Source organism: Paenibacillus dokdonensis, from assembly GCF_004916975.1.
Taxonomy (GTDB): domain Bacteria; phylum Bacillota; class Bacilli; order Paenibacillales; family Paenibacillaceae; genus Paenibacillus_AQ; species Paenibacillus_AQ dokdonensis.
The window spans coordinates 644,609-665,551 of record NZ_STGQ01000002.1 but is presented as its reverse complement, the minus strand read 5'-3'; the positions used below and the strand labels follow the sequence as shown (position 1 = coordinate 665,551).

The window sequence follows — 20,943 nt, the reverse complement described above, 5'->3', positions numbered from 1 at the left end:
TTTTTCCATCAGAGACTTGGTGTATAATTCCACACAGCGAAGCGAAATCCTCTTTTTTGGGGCAACAAAATGTCCTAAATTCAGGAATTTTTTTCTAAGATTGATATTGTCGACAGACTTCGGAACTATTCGCCGATAAAGGATTTTAATCGACAAATTCTGCAGTGTTTATCAGCGTTTATCGTTTGTTAAAGTAATTACCCGGATTGACGTCAATTTCCTTTGATTTCGAATCTACACCCGTCAATATTGCCAGAGATACATAATCATGGAGGAGACGTTCCTCTGATTCCACAGCTCCGGATTCCACCAGAACTCCTACACCTGCTACTTCAGCATCAAATTCAGCCAGTAAATCAACCATGCCTTGAATCGTTCCGCCCGCCTTCATGAAATCATCCACGATCAGTACCTTGGATTTCTCTTTAAGCGCCCGGCGCGACAACGACATGGTGTGGATGCTTTTATGTGAGCCGGAAACGTAATTGATGCTCACGGCTGAGCCCTCCGTAACCTGATGGTCACGGCGTACCAGAACAACCGGCAGGTTTAGCTGAGCTCCGGTCGCGTATGCCAGCGGAATTCCTTTGGTCTCTACCGTCATCACCACATCGATATCCTGATTGGCAAAGGCTGTAGCGAATATTTTACCTGCTTCGTTCATCAAGGAAGGCTGACCCAGCAGATCAGACATGTACAGATATCCCCCGGGGAGAATACGATCCTTCTGCTGCAGCTGTTTGCACAGTTCCTGGGCGAATATGAGTGCCTGCTCCCTGGGAATTCTCGGAATGAACTTAACTCCTCCGGCCGCTCCGGCCATCGTCATCAGCTCTCCCATGCCCTCGTCCTCGAACACTTCCTTGATAATCACCAAATCCTCACTGATCGACGATTTAGCAGCCCCGTACCGGTCGGCGAACGTGGTAAGCGGGATTAATGTATGGGGTCTGGATAAAAGATATTGGGTCATCTCAACCAGACGCGCGCTTCGCTTTAATTTTTTCACGAAAGACTCCTCGCTAACACATTATTCATAAAAAACCTGGCAGAAATCAAAAATTCAATGAATAACTTCTAGCCAATTTCCAATTCAAACCCTTATCTATACGTAAAACCCGAATATTATAGTATAAATATAGCATTTTTGTACGTGTTTGTACAATAAGGAGGTAATTAGGTCAGTAGTCGCACCGCATATACTTCCTTGCAGAACCCCCGAAGGCCATTATAGATCCGGGCAACCTTGGATTCCTTGTACACCAGCCCAAATACGGTTGGCCCGCTTCCCGACATGAGTACTCCATCGGCCCCGAGCTTCATCATCGCATCCTTAAGCTGGCCTACCTGCGGATGCAGTTTCAAGGTCACATCTTCAAGCACGTTGCCGAGACCGTCACATACCGCTTCAAAGTTCCCTGTTTCAATCGCCTGGATCATCCCGCTTGCGGATGGATGCTGCTTGATCTCGGCTGCTCTGAACTTGCCGTATACTTCCGCAGTCGATACATTGATCGGAGGCTTGGCCAGAATCACCCAGCACTGCAGCGGATTACGGACATGCGTCAGCTTCTCTCCCCGGCCCGTCGCAAGCGCCGTTCCCCCCGTCACGCAAAAAGGAACATCTGAGCCCAGCTCGGCGCCCAGCTCTTGCAGCTCCTTCACAGGTATGTTTAATTTCCAGAGCCGGTTTAGCCCTCTAAGCGCTGCAGCTGCATCACTGCTTCCTCCTGCAAGGCCGGCAGCTACCGGTATCTTTTTATCCAAATGGATATGCACGCCGCTTTTGACGTCGTAGCGGTCTTTAATCAGCCTCGCGGCCTGGAATGCCAGGTTCTTCTCATCCAAGGGGATATACCCCGCCTGGCTCGTAATAATAATAGTATCCCGCGGTAGATCTGACATCTCTAGCCGATCCGCCAAATCGACCATGGTCATCACCATTTCGACCTCATGAAACCCGTCTGGGCGTTTATGTAATACGTCCAGCATCAAGTTAATTTTGGCTGGCGCTTTTTCGTAAATTTTCAAGGCGTTCACCCACCCTCAAGTTTCCCTCATATCAGCTTCAAATCATTATATCAAACTGTATCATGCAAGTCATTTCGAACCTGAAGTTTCGTTATGAAAAACGGAGATCCCCATGTGAAAATAGGGGTCTCCGCCGGTTTTACCTTTTTGGTTTACGATTTGCGCGATGCTGCCTGCTCGGCTAGTTGAATGGCGCGCTTCACCATATTGCCGGCATCCTTGGCCTTGATTCCGCCCCAACCCTCTTGCTGGACGGTCTCATAAAAGCCCAAATCCTTGGCAAGCTCATTTTTCAGCTCTTCTGACATCACACTACGGCGTCTGCGGCTCATGGAATATCCTCCTTATCATCCTTTTATACAAATGGAACGAATGCTTTGTCTTGCTGCTTAATCCCGTTCTAGGGACTGCCTTCTTGCCTGTAATCCAATCTATATAGGGAAATACTTTATGTATTATCTCTCACAGGAAGGGTCCTCATTCGAAAAGTCCGCTGCCAACAAAAAACAGCCTTCCGGAAAGGAAGGCTGTTTCCAATGAAAAAGTTACGCTTTTTCATACTCAATTCGTGTCTCTGCGTTATCATCGCAAATGGTAACTTCCACGGATTCAGTAAGAATATCTGCATAGCTGTATGATACACGTTTAAAAGTTTGCTGTTCTTGGTCCAGCTTTACAATAAAAACAGAAGGGTACGTTTCTTCCAAGACACCAGTTCTCTCGACGGTCTTTCGGCGACCACCGTTTGCCCGAAGCGATATTTTTTGACCCACATGGGCTTCGAGATTGCGTTTGATTTCCAACAGCGCATTTTTAGCCATTGTCGACGACCACCTCTTTCCTTGTCCATTATAACGCTAGGAGAAGTTTTTGTCAAATAAAATTTTAATTATATCAGCATTAAAATTAAATTGTCAACGGATTTTTTTGCGGTATTTTGTAATATTTCTGTATACACGCCATAAACGACAAAAAACCTTAATCCATGGAGCAGGATTAAGGTTCAATAAATGCTTTTTTTTACAGAACCGAAGGCGTCACCTTCAGCTGTGAAAGATCATTCAGGCGTGGCAGACCAATCCGGTAGCTCCCACGCGTTTCAACGCCTCCGACGCCTTGGGTCCCGCTGATTGTATTATGAAGCACATCCGTCATATTAATCGTGTCTCTGACCGAGGTAAAAGAAGCCTTGGCGGCTACATAAACGGGATCCAGCGCATGGATGAGGATGCGCCCCGGCGAGCTGGCGAAGTTCGCTCCCGCTTGCAGCAGCGCCTCAAAATGCGACTGACAGGCACCAGCGACGACAGTCAGCGTGTCATAATGCCGCTCATATTGCCTTGCCACCTGGATTGCCGACACAAAATTCTGCGAATTTTTGTAGCTGTTCAGGCTGTAGAGGTCATTATTAGGCCGCTGTTTCAGCACCCCGTCATGACCGGTGATCACGACAATATCGGGCCTTACTCTCGGAAGAAGCCGGTAAAGGGCATCAGCCATACCGGATTCGCTCACATAGTGGCCCTCTGCGGGCACACGCAGCTGCTGGTAGAGACTGAGACTCTTTTTTAAGTAATTTAAATCTCCATCAAGATGGAGCACTTTACCCGGAACCTCAAAATAAGAAGGCTGCTCCAGCTGCGGCCAGTCTCCGCTAAGATCTGCCTGATTGCGCTGAGTCTGCTCCTCACGGTGGCGTTTCAGCCTGCTGAGCGACTCATTCGCTCTAATATTGGCCTTCTGGGATTTTTCATTAAGCGGTGCATATGGCACCCTTACAAGGTCATCCAGGGGCGAATCAGCCAACAGCCGAAACTCGGTCCCCTTGATTACAGCCAGATTACTCCGCATATCCTCCACACGAAAAGCGATATCACCGCCATATGATTTGCGGACGACCAGGTCTCCTACATTCATCACAACATCACCCCTACCCCATGGTATGGGCAAATCCCCCTAATGGTTCATCCCTTTTGCCAAATAAGCTTGGGAGACTGCTGCACTATTTTATAGAGCCCGGGCTGATAGCCGCCAGTTCAAATCACTCAGTCATGAATTCCCGCACGCAGCAGCACATTGCTCAGCGTTGCATACTCCTGCAGGCTGAGTGTCTCACCGCGCCTGGAGGGCTGGATTCCCGCTTCCATAAGCAAAGCATCCACACGCTCCCTGCCGTCTTTCGGGAAGAAGCGCGACTTGAGATTATTTGAGATCGTCTTGCGCCGCTGAGCGAACGATGCATGTACCACCTGGAAAAAGAACGTTTCATCATCGACATCAACTGGTGGCTGCTCACGCACCGTCAATCGAATGACAGCGGATTCCACGTTTGGCTGAGGTATAAATACGGTCTTCGGCACGATACATACCAACTCAGGAATGCTGTAGTACTGCACGGCGATGCTCAGGCTGCCATAGTCCTTCGTTCCTGGGGAAGCAGCCATGCGTTCCGCAACCTCTTTCTGAATCATCACGACGATATTCTCAAGCGGCAGCTTCTCTTCCAGCAGCTTCATCAGAATAGGTGTTGTCACATAGTATGGCAGATTGGCCACAACACTGACCTTGGATACATTGGCGAAATCCTGCTCGAACAATGCCGCCAAATCGGCCTTCAGCACATCACCATGATGAATCCGAACATGCGGATACGGCTCCAGCACCTCCTGAAGTATCGGTATAAGCCGCTGGTCAATCTCTACGGCCGTCACAGTGGCGGCTTGCTGAGCCAGTTTTTCTGTCAATGCGCCGATACCAGGGCCGATTTCCAAAGCTCCCTTGGTGGAATCAAGGCCTGCAGCCTCCACGATGTTATTTAGTATATTCTGGTCAATCAGAAAGTTTTGTCCCAGGCTTTTCTTGAATGAAAAACCATGTCGCTGAATAATCTCCTTCGTTCGCCTCGGTGAGGCGATTCCATCCATACCGTTCATCACTAAACTTTCCCTCCCTGTTCCAAGTGGGCTAACGCCTGTGCAAACTCCTCACGGGTGATTTGAAAAATTGCCAGCCTCTTGTGAAACTGCTTCCCGTTGCAATATCCAATACCAAGGAGGTTCCCCATGATCATCCGTCTGCGGGACGCGTCTTCATGCACCAGCAGACCCGCAGCCATCAGGTCCTCCATATCTACTTGACTCTCAGCGCCTTCATAAGATGTGTGTACGCGGGAGAGTGCCTTTCGAATCGCCTCAGGCGAGGCATTCTCCACCCCGATGTCGCCTTTGCGCGTTGCATCCACTTCCGGAATGAAAGCATGCTTGCAGCCGGGCACCTTGTTTGAAATGATTTTGCGGATCCGCTCACCTGCATGGTCAGGGTCTGTCAGTACAATGACTCCCCGGCGTTCCTGGGCCAGAGCAATCCGCTGCAATATCCGGGCATTAATCGCCGAGCCTCCGGTTTCTATGGTATCGGCTTCCACCGCCCGCTTTATGGCTACGGTATCGTCCCGTCCTTCCACTACTATGACTTCTTTTATCATGACCCGATTCTTCCTTTCCCAAAAGCTCATCCGTCCGTGTGTCAAGCGTTTTTCGGACATCCAAACAACAAAAAGAAGAGGAGTGCTCCTCTTCTTTAGCATGACATTTTCATGATCATAATACTATAACATTAGAATGGCATTGTAAAACCAAATTAATTCAAATCCGGCTTCACCGGACCAATCACATATACCTTCAGACCAGACTTGCGGCCAAAGCTGTTGGCACGCTTCACGGAGTCATAATAAATATCGATTTTGTTGCCTTTGATAGCTCCGCCCGTGTCTTCAGCACGACGGAAGCCTACGCCTTCGATGTACACCCACCAGCCAAGCGGAACCACATTAGGGTCCACGGCAATGGTGCGGCCTTCTGTTACACGCGTTCCCGTAGCTGTACGGGTACCAATTCCTGGCTCGCCGGCAGAATAGGCCGTCATGGAGACATGAATCAATTTTTTATATGAGAAATCAACACCGGCTTTGCTTACACGGTTATTGCTGCTGACAGCCTTCTTGGTTTGGGCTGTGCTCGTCGATTTAACGGCTGCAGTTTTTACGACAGCTTCAACCGGCCTTTTCTTGGTGCCTACAGCAATGACTTTATCCAGTGTTTTCGTTTGTACTTCTTTGCCCACCATACGCATGGAAACCATTTTGCCATCATGATATACCTTCTCGATATGCTGCACCATTACACCTGGCGTACCTTGTTGGACGACACGTACCTCACCTGCTGTCAGGCTGGGGTCGGCGGTTTTGATGACACGGAAAGGCAGACTTTCATGACGGTCTACGACCTGTTTGTTAATGCGCACGATCCGAATATCCGTTTGACCAGTAACAGGCTCCGTCAGAGCCGGAGTCACTTTGTCGGTTTCCTTCAGCGACACACCCATCTCCTTCAGGACTTCGCCAACGGTATTACCGGTTGTATTCAAATGCTTTGTTGCCCCATCAGCCGTCAGTTGAACCGAAACGGCACGATCGATTATCACTTTATCTCCATCCTGAAGCGACCCGCTCAGCGGCATGGAAATCTGATCCTCCGGTCTAAGACTGACAGATTGTTCTTCCAGCATTTCTTGTAATAATGATTTATGGGTCTGTATCGATTTGATCTGACCGTCTACCACCAAGTACACCTGCTTGCGTGTTTGTGTGTTCACGAGCAGCATAATCATGATGGCGATCGCGATTGAAACGATAGCGGCAGTAGAGATCTGGCGCAAATTCTCATGCTTCCATCGCAATGCGTAAGACATGCTGGAGATTTTGGAATCATGGGTCTCCTCTTGTTGGAAAATGCCCACTTTCTCGATCCTCCTTCATAGCCTCGCCATTTTAGAGTTACGCATGAATGACTTTGACGCGGGCTATACTCAATTTTTTACAAGAACACACAAGGATCATGCGCTCTTGCACCATGAACCTGTCTTTTTTTCATGATTTGTCACCTCCTGTTATACAACAGTATGATGACGCCCTCTCCTTTATTCAAAACAAAAGAAGCCGGGTAAAGAGCTTATGAGGACTCTTTCGTGGCTTCCCTAGATGTCAGAATGACGGAAAAGTAAATGCACGAATACCTCTCTTTATTTACGCTTACGGGGTTAGCTGTCGGGTTTGGACGAAAGAGAACCGCCCTATCTACGCGAGTCCGCTCATGGCGGCCTGCATTGAATTCACCCCAAAGACCCTGAAAAGAAATCAAATACATATCGAGCTTTATTCCGGATTACGAAATCATCATCACTCTATGTATCGGTTCCCCCGTTCTTTCGAAAGACGAAAGACTCAGCGAGACTGGTTCATGGAAACTGCCGAAAAGGAAACCTCTTACAACAGCTCAAGCTTACTGACAAGATGATATCCTGTTTTGATGCATGTTGTAAAGCGGGAATCAACCACGTTTATTTGAATATATGGTTAAAAAATTGTAATATTCATCGTTTTATTGGTTAAAAATCTTTAATCCTTCGCTCATGCTCGTTTTTTCCACTGTTTTTCTCCCGTTTTCATACAATTCCAAATCGTTCCAGTGCATTTTTGGTTGTGATTTGGGATATTTCTTCCAGATCCACCCCTTTAATCTGAGCTGCTGCCTCGGCAACCAACCGGACATGTGCGGACTCATTTCGCTTTCCTCGGAAAGGATGAGGTGTGAGAAAAGGGGAGTCCGTTTCAATCAGCAAACGGTCCATCGGAACCTGGGCAAGCACCTCTTTGGGCTGTCTTGCATTTTTAAACGTGATGGGTCCCCCGAAGGAGAGATGAAACCCCATATTGAGGCATAATTTGGCCGTTTCCCAGCTGCCGGAGTACGAATGCATCACGCCCCCGACTTCACTGGCCTTCTCTTCACGCAAAATTCTCACGATATCCTCATGCGCATCCCGGTTATGGATGACAATCGGCATCTTCAGCTCACGGGCAAGACCAATCTGCTGACGAAGAACATGATGCTGAATTTCCTTCGGTGAAGTGTCCCAGTAGTAATCAAGTCCGATCTCGCCAATGGCGACGACCTTCTCATGACTGCATAAGGATGCAATCCACTCCAGATCGCCTTCCTTCATGGTAATCGCATCCTGGGGATGCCAGCCGACGGCTGCATATATAAAATCATACGTCTCTGCAAGTTTCATGGTAGACGGGATCGTCTCCCGATTAAAGCCCACGTTAATCATTCGGCTGACGCCGGCGTCCAGCGCCCGCTGGATCGTCTCTTCGCGATCTTCGTCGAACTGCAGTGCATCGAGATGAGTATGTGTGTCGAATAAATTCATCGTTGTAACTCCCTTCATGTCGCAAAGCATGGCTTTGCATCCTCATGGTATTTGTCGTTATCGCTTAAAAATATGGGATATCGAGTCGGGTAGGGAAGAAATGACGTCCCTCAGCTTCGATCCCGGATAATATAAATGGTATTTGCCGCGATGAATGCCACTGATGGAACGGACAATATCCGACACCTCCGAAATTTCTCGCAGTCGTTCCTCTCGGTCGAGCAGGAGGATCTGCTTCTGGCTGGATTCATCACCGGGACGAAATACATCGTACGGAAGATCTGTCGGAAAATCAATTTCGAGATCATATTCAGGATTCAGACCCACCCGCTTAAACTCTCTTCGGATCTCATCAATCATCTCTAGGTCTACAGATTCAACTTCTACATATTTATACAACCTGCGATGCATAAAACGGCAGCAAAGCTCACTCAACACAGAATCCTTCTCTGTTGCCCATTGTGAAAATGCGGTTTGGATTAGCGCTTCATCAAGCTTTAGATAATCCTGTACGGAAAGCCTGTCCCCAAAAAGTCCCGGAAGGGGTTCTATCATGAAGTTAAATGAATAATGATCCTGGTACAGCTCCTTCGCACGCCGGAAGATCTGCCGCAGAATAATTTCCGAGCTGCGTGTGACCGGGTGAAAATATACCTGCCAGTACATCTGATACCGGGACATCAAGTAATCTTCCACTGCATGCATGCCTGACTCCTTTACCACAATTCTTCCCTGATAAGGCCGCAGCATCCGGAGAATCCGGTCGATATCGATAGTCCCGTAGTTTACCCCTGTATAGTAAGCATCTCTCAGCAAATAATCCATCCGGTCAGCGTCAAGCGGACTGGATACTAAATTCACCACGATGGGATTGGCATAATCCTTGGCAATAACCGATGCGACTTGAGCTGGAAAATCTGTTGATACCTCGGTAAGAATCGCATTCACTTCGGTATCCCCTAAAATAATCCGCCGGGTCCATTCTTCATGGTCCATGTGAAATGCTTCTTCTATTGAATGGGAAAATGGACCATGTCCTAGGTCATGTAGAAGTGCTGCGCACAACGCGAGCAGCTTTTCGCTGTTCGGCCAGTCCGTATATCCGCTCCGTTCAAATTGTGAAATAATCCGGCGGGTAATTTCGTATACACCAAGAGAGTGGGAGAAGCGGCTATGCTCCGCGCCGTGAAACGTTAAATAAGAGGTGCCTAGCTGTCTGATCCGCCGTAAGCGCTGAAATTCCATCGTATTAATTAGTCTCCAGATGGTGGAATGCTGCACATGAATATAATTATGTACCGGGTCTTTAAAAACTTTCTCCTCATTTAAGGTATGCATATCTCATGCTCCTCTCCTATTATTGATTAAAAATTAAAATAGTTTTGAACTTTTTTCGACAATGTGTGTCGAAAAGTGTCGATTATGGTAGAAATATAGATTTCCAAATCGACATTATACTACCATCGTTATATAATGGGAAAAGAATCCTGATATGTGTGATATCCCAGCTTTTACACGATCTGTACTAATTCTGATGACAAATTTGCAGGTTGACTGTTTTGGGAATCGTTGGTATTATTAATATCATAAAAGAGAGAACGTTGTCGAATTATGACACTTTAAAACTATGGCGAGAGGAGCAATGATCAGTTATGATGAAATCAACTGGTATTGTAAGAAAAGTAGACGAACTGGGCCGGGTCGTTATTCCAATTGAATTGCGCCGCACATTGGGCATCGGGGAAAAAGACGCTTTGGAAATTTATGTGGACGGAGAGCGCATCATGCTCAAGAAATATGAGCCAGCCTGCATCTTCTGTGGAAACGCTGAGAACGTGACTTACTTCAAAGGAAAAATTGTTTGCCACGAATGTATCTCAGAAATCCCAACACCTGTGACAAATTAAGTTTTTTAGTATATAATAGTATTATTCTATTTGTTAATTCTAACCTTTTTCATATCTCCTTGGTGTCTCCTAGGCTATGAACCCGGCCTTGGGAGACATTTTTTTGCCCTTTTTTCAGATACTCACCCCTACGGGGGAGCGTTAAAGCAGCAATCCCCCACGGATAAGCCTATTATCATGATAATATTTTTTCTTCTATATTAATGTGTTATATATATCCCGCTTCGAAACACCACGGTCACCCGCTGTTTTCTTCATGGCCTCCTTGCGCGGATGCCCTTCTGCCTCATAATGAGCCACATGCTCCTCCACCGTAAGGTTCTGCCACCAAGCTGCTAGCTGCTCTTGCTCCTCTTGCAAGCTTGTCCCTTCCACTACCAAACAATATTCACCGAGCGGCGGATGCTCCTGAAGAAATTCCAAGCATTCCTCTACGCTGCCGCGAACAAATTCCTCATATCGCTTCGTTAGCTCCCTGGCCAGTACTACATGACGATTGCCATAGACGTTCAAAATCGCATTTAGGGTCTTGATTACCCGATGTGGGGATTCATAAAACAGCAGTGTTCCTTGCGAAGCACGAAATGACTGTAGAACTCCCTCTACATCCTTTCGCTCCCTGGGAAGAAAGCCAATAAAGGTAAATCGGTCGGTTGGCAGTCCTGATGCGATTAAAGATGACAACGCAGCATTGGCTCCCGGGATTGGAATAACGCTTATCCCTTCCTCAATCGCCAGCTTTACCAGATCTGCTCCAGGGTCTGAAATCGCCGGCAAACCGGCATCACTTACAATTGCCAAATTTTTTCCTTCTATTATATAACGTATCAGCTCCGGTCCACTTGCCGCCTTGTTATGTTCATGATAGCTAAACAGCATCTGCGGACTGATCTCGAAATGCGTCAGCAGTTTCCGCGTCTGACGCGTATCCTCTGCTGCGATAATATCGCATTCCTTCAACGTCCGGATCGCCCGAAAAGTCATATCCTCCAAATTGCCGATCGGTGTAGCCACAAGGTATAGTGAACCTTTACCATTATTCGATTGCTCTTGAAAGCTGCTTTGACGTGTCAGACTCATACTTCTCCCTCTTTGGAACCGTAGTAAATATCCATAATTTCCGGACAATATTGATTTTGCTCATCATAGACGATCAGCGGCGGAAGGAGTCTTACCTCCGGTTTACCATCGCGCATCGCCTCAATCAGTACCATATTTGCCTCAAGATGGGCGCGTGGGTGGACAAAACGCAGGCGTTTAGGTTCAAGCCGGTACTGCCGCATTAATGCCATGATATCACTAAGCCGCTGCGGCTTGTGTACCATACTTACTTTTCCACCTGGTTTGACCAGCCTGAAACAAGCCTGAATAACTTCCTCCAGTGTACAGCTGATCTCATGCCGGGCAATCGCCTGATGCGGATTCAGCTTAATATCACTTCCGTTCAGCCGCATATATGGCGGATTTACCGTAATTGCGTCATATACTCCATGTCCCGTTTCCTTATAAAGATCCCTTAAGTCACCTTCACGGATCGTAATCCGATCCTCCAATCCGTTCAAACCCACACTGCGTTTTGCCATCCCAGCCAATCTTGGCTGTATTTCAATGCCTTCAATATCTGCGTTGGTGCGCGTTGTCAGAAGCAAAGGAATCACGCCGTTGCCTGTACATAAATCCAGAATTTTACCTCTTGGCGGTATCCCTGCAAAACGTGCCAGCAGAACGGCATCCATGGAAAAACTGAATACTTCATCGCTCTGTATGATATGCAATTGATGGGTCAGCAGATCGTCTATGCGCTCTGATGGCTCCAAAATACTGTTGTCCATGTTCATTGGTTCCTTTTTCCTTTATTCGTCTAGTGTTGACCATTATACATTGCAAAATAACCCCCACAAGGTGGAGTGCTTACTCGATGTCTTTTCCAAATACTTTGTGGGAGTCCCATATTTAAATCCTAAAAAAAACCGTAGGAGTTGCTCCTACGGCCTCATTTATTCAAAAAAGACAGGCAGAAAAGGCAATCGCCTTCCGTGCGCAAATGTCCATAATAGACGTTGCAGATGTGAAAGCCCTCATGATAAAGCCTCGCCAAGTTGTCGTAGCCTTCACTTACCACGTCATTCGGATGCTCAGGTTTCATTGAAACAAGAGGCTGAGGTAAAGGAATGCCTTCTTCAGCAGGTAAAGCTTCCTTGAGTATTTTGCGGAGGTGTTCATTTTCTAAAGTAAGTCGATGATTCTCCTCCAACAACTCTTTCATCATCAGCTTCATTTCACCCAGATCACTGTGGATCTGTCCCATTTGTGTTTCCATTTCTTGAATGTGTGCAAAAATATTTTTCTTTTCCAAGTTTCCACCTCGAAAGTAACCCTATGGTCTACTTAATGACAACGTCATCCATTTGCAGTTCCTTGACCTTGCCGACTTCAAACAGCTGGACATGGACAGAACGTGTGTCGGCATTGATGCCAACTACTTTGCCTTCGCCCAAGGACGTGATGACGATTTTGCCTACCGATGGCAGCTCTTCCTTCACACTTTCATAATTATCATGCTCAAATTTCAGGCAGCACATGAGTCTTCCGCATAAACCGGAAATTTTGGTAGGATTCAGCGACAAGCTTTGATCCTTTGCCATTTTGATTGATACCGGTTCGAAATCGCCGAGCCACGATGAGCAGCAAAGGATGCGACCGCATGGGCCAATTCCACCCAACATCTTCGCTTCGTCCCGTACCCCGATTTGTCTGAGTTCTATCCGTGTCCGGAATATACCAGCCAAATCCTTGACCAGCTCCCGGAAGTCCACTCTTCCCTCAGCCGTAAAATAGAAAATAATTTTATTACGGTCAAACGTAAATTCCACATCCACCAGCTTCATTTTGAGCCCATGGTCACGGATTTTATTTAAACAGGTGGTAAAAGCCTCTTTCGCAGCCTGCTTGTTCTCTTCCACAACGCGCGCGTCAGAGTCTCCGGCGATACGTATCACCTTTTTCAGCGGCAGTACTACATCAGCTTCCTGCACCTCTTTTTTTCCAACAACAACTTTACCATACTCGATGCCGCGCGCCGTTTCGACGATAACGCTATTATCCTTGTCGATCGGAAAATCCAGCGGATCGAAGTAATAAATTTTGCCCGCCTTTTTAAAGCGGACACCCACTACACTGTACAAAAACTAACCCCCTTGTATGCCAGAGAAAGATGGCCTTGAAGCTATCCTTCCAAACCGATCAAAAATTGTTCAAGACAAAGTTGGCCATTCACATTGTAGCGCAATTTCTTTTGGCACTCTGCGGCCAAATCCATATAGGAGACCCATTGTGCTGTGCTGCGGGATGATGCATGTGTGGATAAGAACTCCAACTGATCTATGAAAACGATACTTTCGTGCCTTCCGTATTGGACGTGAAGCATATCTTTGAACCACAAATGAAACAAGCTTAGCAGTAAATCCAAATGGTCGGAAAGTCCGGCTTTGAACACCTTCTGCCCCGCGGTCACTAGAGCAGAGCTGCCTCGTCCTAGAGTTTCCTTCCCTAATTGTAACACTACGTTTCTAATTTCTGCAAACCAATTCTGCGTAAGTATTTCGCGGCAGCCGTCCAGTCCTGAAGACAAATGCACCACACAGCGTGCAAGCTGTTGAGGATAACCTTCATCCACAAGCTGCTGCAGCATAAGTGCCGGTTTCAACGGGAAAAAGGAGATGGTCTGAGCCCGCGACTGAATCGTCGGCAGCAAAGCCTGTCCATTTTCTGTGAGCAGGACAGCCACAGCCGGAACTGGAGGCTCCTCCAAAAATTTAAGCAGGCTGTTCGCAGCCTGTACGGTCATGGTGTCCGCATGGTCAATGATATATACCTTCGGATTTTTCGACTCCGAACGATATGAAAAGACCCGCTGTAGTTCGCGGATCTGGTCTATTTTAATGGAAGATCCGTCAGGAGCAAGAAGATGAAGATCGGGATGGTTGCCGTGCTCCACTTTGCGACATTCAAGGCAATGGCCGCAAGCATCATCCTCAAGCTCAGTACAGAATAATGCCTGAGCAAAAGTCATCGCCGTCTTCATCTGCCCGCAGCCGGCGGGTCCGCTGAAAATATAAGCATGGCTGACGGAATCGCTGTGAAGCGCGCTTTGCAGCAGCCTCTTTGCCATATCCTGCCCCATAATATTCTGAAAAGACATAATTCCTCTCTTCCTTTAGGATTTTGCAAAGTATGATTTCGGTTTCAAAGCTTCAATTTGCAAAACCTTCCTTAGATCAACATCCATTGATGTAATTTACTGCTATACCTTAGTGTATCATGAGATGGCCCTGATGTTTATTCCTATTTCTTCAAAATGCAAGATTAATCAGCATACCGCGTATCTCACCAATCCGCTGCAGCAGATCGATCTTGCCCTGTTCGCTATCCAGCATCCCATCGGCCATTCCCAGCAGCGCCGAATCAATCTCATCGAGCAATTTGTAGCGTTTTCCCCGTCCACGCCGGTCCCAGCCCCGGGCTTCCTTCATGGTAACGCCACGTCTCACCGTATCCTCCAAAAAACGCTTTACAAGCAAACGGTAAGCTTTCAGCTCCCGAATGGTCATCGCTCTGGCCAAGCGGTCTCCTTGCATCTGGATTTCCTTAAACCGGCGTCCAAGCTCTTCCTGGGAGGCATTTGCCGACTGCTGCTGCATGACATCCATGAAGGACTTTTGCTGTACAGGCTTTGCTGAACCGTCCGTTACCTGAAGTTCACTCTTAATGGGTCTATATCCCGGGTTGATTTTCACTAGAATCTCCTACCTTTATACACCGGGGATCACTCCACTTACAGTTTCAATCGATCCAAGGCGCGTTTTCAGATGGTTATGTTGGTTATTTAGAAATGTTCAAATCGGTCTACCGGAAGCACGAATACCGTGGCTCCACCCACCTGAACCTCAACGGGAAGAGGCAAATAAGAATCTGTCGTACCGCTCATTGGCGTAACCGGAGTTACAAGCTGTTCCCTGACTTTACAACTGCTGCGGATTACGTTCATGACAGCCTCAACCTGACTGTCGTCCACCCCGATCATAAATGTGGTGTTACCCGCCCGAAGAAACCCGCCGGTACTTGCCAGCTTCGTCGCCCGAAAATTCGCTTTAACAAGCCCTCCCGACAAACGGTTGCTGTCTTTATCCTGTACAATCGCAACGATCAGTTTCATCCTGCATTCCCTCCTCTTTGATTTAAAGCCTGCATACGAGTACAAGCCATACATTACTTATTTGACAAAGATCCTCAAAAATCCTTTAAAATGCGCTCTTCCAGACTCCGGATGATATCTCCCTCGACATCTTCCAGCCGCTGGGAGGCGTCAATCACCACAATCCGATCTGAAAATCGCTCAGCAAGGTTCAAATAGCCTTCCCTAACTTTATGATGGAAGGGCAGTCCCTCCAGATCCAGACGGTTAACCTCCCGTTCCCGGCTTGCCGCAATCCGGGCCAGCCCGGCTTCGGGCTCAATATCCAGGTAATAAGTAAGCATAGGCATCCGATCGTGAATGGCAAATTGATTGATGTTCCATACCTGATCCATTCCAATGCCACGGGCATACCCCTGATAAACCAAACTGCTGTCCACAAATCGATCGCATAGCACCAGTTTGCCCTCTGCAAGTGCCGGTTCCACCTTTTCCGCTAAATGCTGACTTCGCGAAGCGGCGTACAATAAAGCCTCTGTGCGTGCATCCATCGCGGTGTGGCTGGGATCCAATATAATCTCGCGTATTTTCTCTGCGATCTCGATGCCTCCCGGCTCACGAGTAATAATATGGGGGATCGAGCGGCTTTCCAGATAGCCCTTCAGTTTGGCGATCACAGTCGTTTTTCCGGATCCCTCCCCTCCCTCAAGCGTTACGAATATTCCCTGGCCATTGTTCATCAAACATGTCCCTGCTTTCTGCTATTCTTGAATACGAGTATTGTTCTGAGCTTCGAGTCCTGTGCTCCTTGGCATTTGGCGCCAGCTTGCGCAAGCCCCTGCAGTCTGAGTGCAGCTGCTTCTGTTATTCGTTCCCCGGGATACAGGAGTGGAATACCAGGCGGGTACGGAATAATCATCTCCGCCGCTGTTCTTCCTGAACAATCCTGCAATCGAACGGCTTCCGTTTCATCCGGTTCCAAAGCTGCCAAGCTAAATGGTATCGGCTCTGAAAAATGGCCTTGGGATGAATTGTTCCACGTGGAAAATTCGACAAATGGACTCTTCTCAGTACTCTCAGTACTGCCCTCGGTGGAGGTTGGACCAGGGAAGATGCCTGCATTCCCATGGAGAGAATGTAATGTCTGGGCATCCGCCTTCTCTACAGATATATGCGATAGGGCATCCAAAAGGTGACGGGTGTCCTCCTTTGTCGATCCCAGACTATAGAGTAGGACCACATATCGGTCATCACTCATTTCAGGTATGCAGCCACGGGCTTCCAGCCTGTGCTGTAGCTCGTAGCCACTAAGGATTCCCATTCGGTCATAAATGACCACCTTGAAGGGGTCCTGTGTGGTATACGCCGACATGGCTGCATCGGCAGCCTCTCCCTGCTGCTCCTGCGGATGCAGCAGCCCATAGCGGGGCAGCTCAGCCAGGCCGCGCTTCAGACCTTCCACGGCGGCGAGCCCCGCCGTGAAGGCTCTGGCGCCCTGCACATGCAGGAGGCGCCGCGCCAGGTCCAGCGAGCCCATCACCGGATAGGATGGGCTCGAGCTCTGCACCATGGCGAGCCGCTGGCGGAGCAGTCCGCGATTAACCCGCGGACCCTGCACATGCAGCATGGCTCCCATGGTGAGAGCGGCCAGCATCTTATGCGTCGATTGCACGACGACGTCCGCGCCGCTGGCCAGTGCGCTCTGCGGCAGCTGTGGATGCTGTCCGAAGTGGGCGCCATGCGCCTCATCTACCAAGAGCGGCACATGGTGCCGGTGGCAGGCCTCCGCGATCGGCGTCAAATCCGTCCCCATGCCATAATAGTTCGGCATCGTGACCAGGACGCCTTTAGCCTCCGGATACGCGTCTAAAGCAGCGGTTATAGTCTCAGGTGCAGGCGCTGTTACAAGCCCGCTGGACTTATCCTGCTGCGGCTGAAGGAACACTGCCCTTGCACCTGCAAGCATAAGACCATTCAACACGGATTTATGGACATTCCGTTGTACCAGCAGGATATCCCCCGGCTTCTCACATACCGTTAGGATCATCGCCAGATTACCGGATGTACTTCCGCCTACGAGAAAGAAACTCTCCTCTGCACCAAAGCATTCAGCAGCCAGCAGCTGCGCGTCGCGGATTACCCCTTCCGGATGATGAAGATCATCCGTGCCGGATATTTCCGTGACATCAGCCTCCATGATCTGCTCCAGGAAGCCTGCTCCTCCTGAGAAAGCGGCGTAAGCTCTTCCCTGCTTATGCCCTGGAACATGAAAGGAGGCTTGTCTGCTATTCTTATATCGATAGAGAGCCTCATATAGAGGCGCTTGTTCTTTTTGCAGTTCCCCATGCTTCATGTAATTCTGTTTCCTTCCGGTTTCAATCTCTACCCTATTTTATCGTATATTGAACCATCAAGCTATCGAAGTGCCAAGCTCACGAACGAATTTTAAGATATAAGTCGGAAGAATACTGCAAGTTACCATCTTCTATTCTCATAAAAAAAGGGCAGCAGCCTGCTGGCCCTCCCTTATCCGCAATTTGCGCGGAGTAATGTATGTCTTGATTATCGAGTTCTTTGAATATGTCCTGTCTTACACATGTGTTTGCATGCTGATTTGTCTCATCTGATGAATAAAATAATGATATTTCGCGTCTTCGGCATCTGTATGGACCATTTCACTTTCACAATCCTGACAAATAAACTGGGATACAATCGTGATCCCTTCCTCTTTCGCATGCCCGCAAATAATACAGACGTGTTCGGTATGATCTTCCATCAACCATCCCACCTTTGTTTCTTTGATTACTATGAAGTATGGCTCATTTTCTATTATTTTAAACCTTTTCATAGTTGTTTCATATCCCTAATGACCTACATCAATCATATTCAACTGCGACTTTACACGTGTTTGTACCGGAAAACTTAAAAAAAACAGCTCGAACAACCGATATATGAAGTAAAGACGGCAAGGGAGGAAAGCTATTTTTCTATGGCTGAGGAGAATAATATCAACGCTACCTTTTATCACTATCAATTGATTAAAAAGATCCCGGTAACGCGAATCCTGGTTCGCTGCTACCTCCTTCTTCCCTATATTGCTATTATAGCGGAAATGCTTCTCATATCCTGGACAAGCCTGTTTTACTTCGCTTTGGCGGCACCATTAGTCTTATGGATACATTACGTCATCTCGCGTTCGGTTTTGCTTCTCTCTGGTTCTTCATACCGCAGGCGTTGGAAATTTTCCATGCAGCTCCCCTGGATTGGATACATAACAGATCAACATATCAGTTTTCGAATGTTTCGCAAAGTGTATACCTATATTACTGCAATAGGCCTCGTACTCTTTCTCGCTTTAATTTTCATGTCACCTCTATCGTTTGTAATCTCTTTGCTTTTCTGGCACTTGTGGCTATTGCTCCCGCGCTTTTATGCATACGCACGGCTTACGGGTGTTCGCAAAGATGGCATGATTAAATTTAATAACCAGGATATCAGCTACTACCAGCAATAAGTTGCAGTACAACATTACAATGCCTATAAATTAGAAAAAGACCTGCATCCTCGGATGCGGGTCTTTATGGTTTAGTGGAATCCGTGCTTTTCACGGTTGCCTTACCTTTGGCTAGAACAGTGACCGTAAAGTAGTTATCGTGAATTGATAAATGAACGATCCGGTTCTGCTTCTCAAAAACTCTTGAGGCATCCTCCGATTCATCCGTGTTCTCTCGCCATCCCCATTCTTTGATCTTCTCCAAATATACATCAGGGATGCTTTCCTTTTCCTTAAGTCCATTCATGGAATATCGGACATAATCTATTTTTGTATTGCCTACATTACGGTCAGTTCGATTTGCTTCTTTCGGCACCGGGAATGTTTTCTCATTGGCTGCACCCTCAAACGTTGTCCATGAGGAATCAGACTTTCCGCAACCTGTAATTAACATCACGACGATGCCAAACAAAAGAAGAGCATGCAGCCATGATTGTCTGCGCATGTATGTCCTCCTTCTTCTAAGATCGTTAAACATCAAAAATCCTAAAAGCACCTCCTGACAAGTACACTCACTATTATACTTACAACTTTTGCCGCGTCGGTAACAAAAATGTTACATTAGTTTATCGATTATACATTCTCACCCTTAAAATAATCTTAACCTTTTCAACTAGTACAGACTGTAATCTGCATATGTCCTTACCATCATTGCTTTGACTTTATCACCATCATTCCTTGTCTTCAACCATATAGATATCTTTTCTCTTCTTTTATATTTATTCCTTTAAATGCATTAAAAAGTTCTCGAGCTTTGTGTAACAAATGCAATCAGCGAGAAATTCGGTTCATCTCGGATGAGTGAATGAATTTCACAGCAGTTAATTAAAACAAAAAAACCACCATCGATTATTCATCAACAGTGGTTCTTCGCTTGGCGGCATCCTACTCTCCCAGGACCCTTCGGTCCAAGTACCATCGGCGCTGGAGGGCTTAACGGTCGTGTTCGGGATGGGTACGCGTGGAACCCCTCCGCCATCGCCACCAAACAGGATTTTTGCGCTGTCTTCGCTTCGGTGATGACTCACCAGCAAAAGATCCATCCTTAGAAAGGACATGCAGCTTAAAAATCAGTTCAGATGTTTGATCACCTGAAAACTAGATACGAAACGAATTTGTGTGTTTAGAAACGGTCTCCGTAGCCCTTACTCGGATGCAAAGCGTAACGCTTCCGAAGCAAGTTTCCCTACGGAAAACTTTTTAGGATAAGCCCTCGACCGATTAGTATTGGTCAGCTCCATGCATTGCTGCACTTCCACCTCCAACCTATCTACCTCGTCGTCTTCAAGGGGTCTNTAAAGTTTTTAGGATAAGCCCTCGACCGATTAGTATTGGTCAGCTCCATGCATTGCTGCACTTCCACCTCCAACCTATCTACCTCGTCGTCTTCAAGGGGTCTTACATACTGGGAAATCTCATCTTGAGGGGGGCTTCACGCTTAGATGCTTTCAGCGCTTATCCCGTCCGTACGTAGCTACCCAGCCATGCTCCTGGCGGAACAACTGGTGCACCAGCGGTACGTCCATCCCGGTCCTCTCGTACTAAGGACAGCTCCTCTCAAATTTCCTACGCCCACGACAGATAGGGACCGAACTGTCTCACGACGTTCTGAACCCAGCTCGCGTACCGCTTTAATGGGCGAACAGCCCAACCCTTGGGACCTACTTCAGCCCCAGGATGCGATGAGCCGACATCGAGGTGCCAAACCTCCCCGTCGATGTGGACTCTTGGGGGAGATAAGCCTGTTATCCCCAGGGTAGCTTTTATCCGTTGAGCGATGGCCCTTCCATGCGGTACCACCGGATCACTAAGCCCGACTTTCGTCCCTGCTCGACTTGTAGGTCTCGCAGTCAAGCTCCCTTCTGCCTTTGCACTCTTCGAATGATTTCCAACCATTCTGAGGGAACCTTGGGGCGCCTCCGTTACTCTTTAGGAGGCGACCGCCCCAGTCAAACTGCCCACCTGACACTGTCCCCGCACCGGAT

The 20,943-nt window shown here is 47.7% G+C and carries 23 protein-coding genes, 2 rRNA genes and 1 riboswitch (1 of these 26 running past the window's edge); of the genes, 2 read left to right on the top strand and 23 right to left on the bottom strand.

Annotated features, from left to right (window positions below; genetic code table 11):
* Positions 1-178: 178 nt before the first annotated feature.
* From purR to E6W40_RS20980, 10 genes are all read right to left on the bottom strand, one after another.
* Positions 179-1,009, bottom strand: a complete 831-nt coding sequence (gene purR, locus E6W40_RS21025; protein WP_136607557.1) for a pur operon repressor — start codon at positions 1,007-1,009, stop codon at positions 179-181.
* A gap of 167 nt (positions 1,010-1,176) precedes the next feature.
* Positions 1,177-2,031 carry a 4-(cytidine 5'-diphospho)-2-C-methyl-D-erythritol kinase gene (ispE, locus tag E6W40_RS21020; RefSeq protein WP_136607556.1) on the bottom strand — a complete coding sequence of 285 codons (855 nt, stop codon included), beginning with the start codon at positions 2,029-2,031 and terminating at the stop codon, positions 1,177-1,179.
* Positions 2,032-2,183: 152 nt separating this feature from the next.
* Positions 2,184-2,363: a small, acid-soluble spore protein, alpha/beta type gene (locus E6W40_RS21015; protein WP_136607555.1), complete on the bottom strand. Its 180-nt coding sequence runs from the start codon at positions 2,361-2,363 to the stop codon at positions 2,184-2,186.
* A gap of 213 nt (positions 2,364-2,576) precedes the next feature.
* On the bottom strand, positions 2,577-2,852 hold the full coding sequence (gene veg, locus E6W40_RS21010) for a biofilm formation stimulator Veg (RefSeq protein ID WP_136607554.1): 276 nt from the start codon (positions 2,850-2,852) through the stop codon (positions 2,577-2,579).
* A 199-nt stretch (positions 2,853-3,051) separates the two neighbouring features.
* Entirely contained in the window at positions 3,052-3,948 is an 897-nt protein-coding gene (gene yabG / locus E6W40_RS21005; RefSeq protein WP_136607553.1) for a sporulation peptidase YabG, read from the bottom strand.
* Positions 3,949-4,076: 128 nt separating this feature from the next.
* Positions 4,077-4,964, bottom strand: coding sequence for a 16S rRNA (adenine(1518)-N(6)/adenine(1519)-N(6))-dimethyltransferase RsmA (gene rsmA / locus E6W40_RS21000; protein ID WP_136608184.1), 888 nt, complete (start codon positions 4,962-4,964; stop codon positions 4,077-4,079).
* Positions 4,965-4,966: 2 nt separating this feature from the next.
* Positions 4,967-5,515, bottom strand: coding sequence for a ribonuclease M5 (gene rnmV / locus E6W40_RS20995; RefSeq protein ID WP_136607552.1), 549 nt, complete (start codon positions 5,513-5,515; stop codon positions 4,967-4,969).
* A 155-nt stretch (positions 5,516-5,670) separates the two neighbouring features.
* The gene (locus E6W40_RS20990) at positions 5,671-6,828 is read right to left on the bottom strand and encodes a resuscitation-promoting factor (RefSeq protein ID WP_136607551.1); all 1,158 of its coding nucleotides are present in this window, start codon (positions 6,826-6,828) and stop codon (positions 5,671-5,673) included.
* A 273-nt stretch (positions 6,829-7,101) separates the two neighbouring features.
* Positions 7,102-7,328, bottom strand: a riboswitch (cyclic di-AMP (ydaO/yuaA leader).
* A 205-nt stretch (positions 7,329-7,533) separates the two neighbouring features.
* Complete coding sequence (locus tag E6W40_RS20985) at positions 7,534-8,304, bottom strand: TatD family hydrolase (protein WP_136608183.1); 771 nt, start codon at positions 8,302-8,304, stop codon at positions 7,534-7,536.
* Positions 8,305-8,361: 57 nt separating this feature from the next.
* A complete protein-coding gene (locus E6W40_RS20980; RefSeq protein ID WP_136607550.1) occupies positions 8,362-9,642 on the bottom strand; it encodes an HD domain-containing protein in 1,281 nt (426 codons plus the stop codon).
* Between the two features lie 314 nt (positions 9,643-9,956).
* On the opposite strand from E6W40_RS20980, the gene E6W40_RS20975 reads away from it, so the two are divergent.
* On the top strand, positions 9,957-10,211 hold the full coding sequence (locus E6W40_RS20975) for an AbrB/MazE/SpoVT family DNA-binding domain-containing protein (RefSeq protein WP_006207408.1): 255 nt from the start codon (positions 9,957-9,959) through the stop codon (positions 10,209-10,211).
* A gap of 195 nt (positions 10,212-10,406) precedes the next feature.
* Here E6W40_RS20975 and rsmI read toward each other — a convergent pair whose 3' ends face one another.
* The 10 genes from rsmI to E6W40_RS20925 all read right to left on the bottom strand — a co-directional run bounded on the left by rsmI (position 10,407) and on the right by E6W40_RS20925 (position 18,181).
* Positions 10,407-11,291, bottom strand: a complete 885-nt coding sequence (gene rsmI / locus E6W40_RS20970; RefSeq protein WP_136607549.1) for a 16S rRNA (cytidine(1402)-2'-O)-methyltransferase — start codon at positions 11,289-11,291, stop codon at positions 10,407-10,409.
* Positions 11,288-12,043, bottom strand: coding sequence for a tRNA1(Val) (adenine(37)-N6)-methyltransferase (locus E6W40_RS20965; protein WP_136607548.1), 756 nt, complete (start codon positions 12,041-12,043; stop codon positions 11,288-11,290). The genes rsmI and E6W40_RS20965 overlap by 4 nt, the downstream gene beginning before the upstream one ends.
* Positions 12,044-12,204: 161 nt before the next feature.
* Positions 12,205-12,567 carry a DNA replication initiation control protein YabA gene (gene yabA, locus E6W40_RS20960; RefSeq protein ID WP_136607547.1) on the bottom strand — a complete coding sequence of 121 codons (363 nt, stop codon included), beginning with the start codon at positions 12,565-12,567 and terminating at the stop codon, positions 12,205-12,207.
* 28 nt (positions 12,568-12,595) lie between these two features.
* Positions 12,596-13,396 (bottom strand): PSP1 domain-containing protein, encoded by an 801-nt coding sequence (locus E6W40_RS20955; protein ID WP_136607546.1) that lies wholly within the window; start codon positions 13,394-13,396, stop codon positions 12,596-12,598.
* A gap of 41 nt (positions 13,397-13,437) precedes the next feature.
* Positions 13,438-14,412 (bottom strand): DNA polymerase III subunit delta', encoded by a 975-nt coding sequence (gene holB, locus E6W40_RS20950; protein ID WP_136607545.1) that lies wholly within the window; start codon positions 14,410-14,412, stop codon positions 13,438-13,440.
* Positions 14,413-14,563: 151 nt separating this feature from the next.
* Positions 14,564-15,007, bottom strand: a complete 444-nt coding sequence (locus E6W40_RS20945; protein ID WP_136607544.1) for a YaaR family protein — start codon at positions 15,005-15,007, stop codon at positions 14,564-14,566.
* Positions 15,008-15,096: 89 nt separating this feature from the next.
* Positions 15,097-15,426, bottom strand: coding sequence for a cyclic-di-AMP receptor (locus E6W40_RS20940; protein WP_136607543.1), 330 nt, complete (start codon positions 15,424-15,426; stop codon positions 15,097-15,099).
* A gap of 74 nt (positions 15,427-15,500) precedes the next feature.
* On the bottom strand, positions 15,501-16,145 hold the full coding sequence (gene tmk, locus E6W40_RS20935; RefSeq protein WP_136608182.1) for a dTMP kinase: 645 nt from the start codon (positions 16,143-16,145) through the stop codon (positions 15,501-15,503).
* A complete protein-coding gene (locus E6W40_RS20930) occupies positions 16,145-17,758 on the bottom strand; it encodes an aminotransferase class I/II-fold pyridoxal phosphate-dependent enzyme (protein ID WP_136607542.1) in 1,614 nt (537 codons plus the stop codon). The genes tmk and E6W40_RS20930 overlap by 1 nt, the downstream gene beginning before the upstream one ends.
* A gap of 237 nt (positions 17,759-17,995) precedes the next feature.
* The gene (locus E6W40_RS20925; RefSeq protein WP_136607541.1) at positions 17,996-18,181 is read right to left on the bottom strand and encodes a sigma factor G inhibitor Gin; all 186 of its coding nucleotides are present in this window, start codon (positions 18,179-18,181) and stop codon (positions 17,996-17,998) included.
* A gap of 213 nt (positions 18,182-18,394) precedes the next feature.
* Between E6W40_RS20925 and E6W40_RS20920 the strand changes: the two genes are divergently transcribed.
* Complete coding sequence (locus E6W40_RS20920; RefSeq protein ID WP_136607540.1) at positions 18,395-18,919, top strand: hypothetical protein; 525 nt, start codon at positions 18,395-18,397, stop codon at positions 18,917-18,919.
* A gap of 64 nt (positions 18,920-18,983) precedes the next feature.
* Here the strand turns inward: E6W40_RS20920 and E6W40_RS20915 are convergent, their stop codons facing one another.
* The 3 genes from E6W40_RS20915 to E6W40_RS20905 all read right to left on the bottom strand — a co-directional run.
* On the bottom strand, positions 18,984-19,403 hold the full coding sequence (locus E6W40_RS20915) for a hypothetical protein (RefSeq protein WP_136607539.1): 420 nt from the start codon (positions 19,401-19,403) through the stop codon (positions 18,984-18,986).
* Positions 19,404-19,830: 427 nt separating this feature from the next.
* Positions 19,831-19,947: ribosomal RNA gene (rrf, locus tag E6W40_RS20910) — 5S ribosomal RNA — on the bottom strand.
* A 316-nt stretch (positions 19,948-20,263) separates the two neighbouring features.
* Positions 20,264-20,943: ribosomal RNA gene (locus tag E6W40_RS20905) — 23S ribosomal RNA — on the bottom strand (it continues 2,247 nt past the right edge of the window).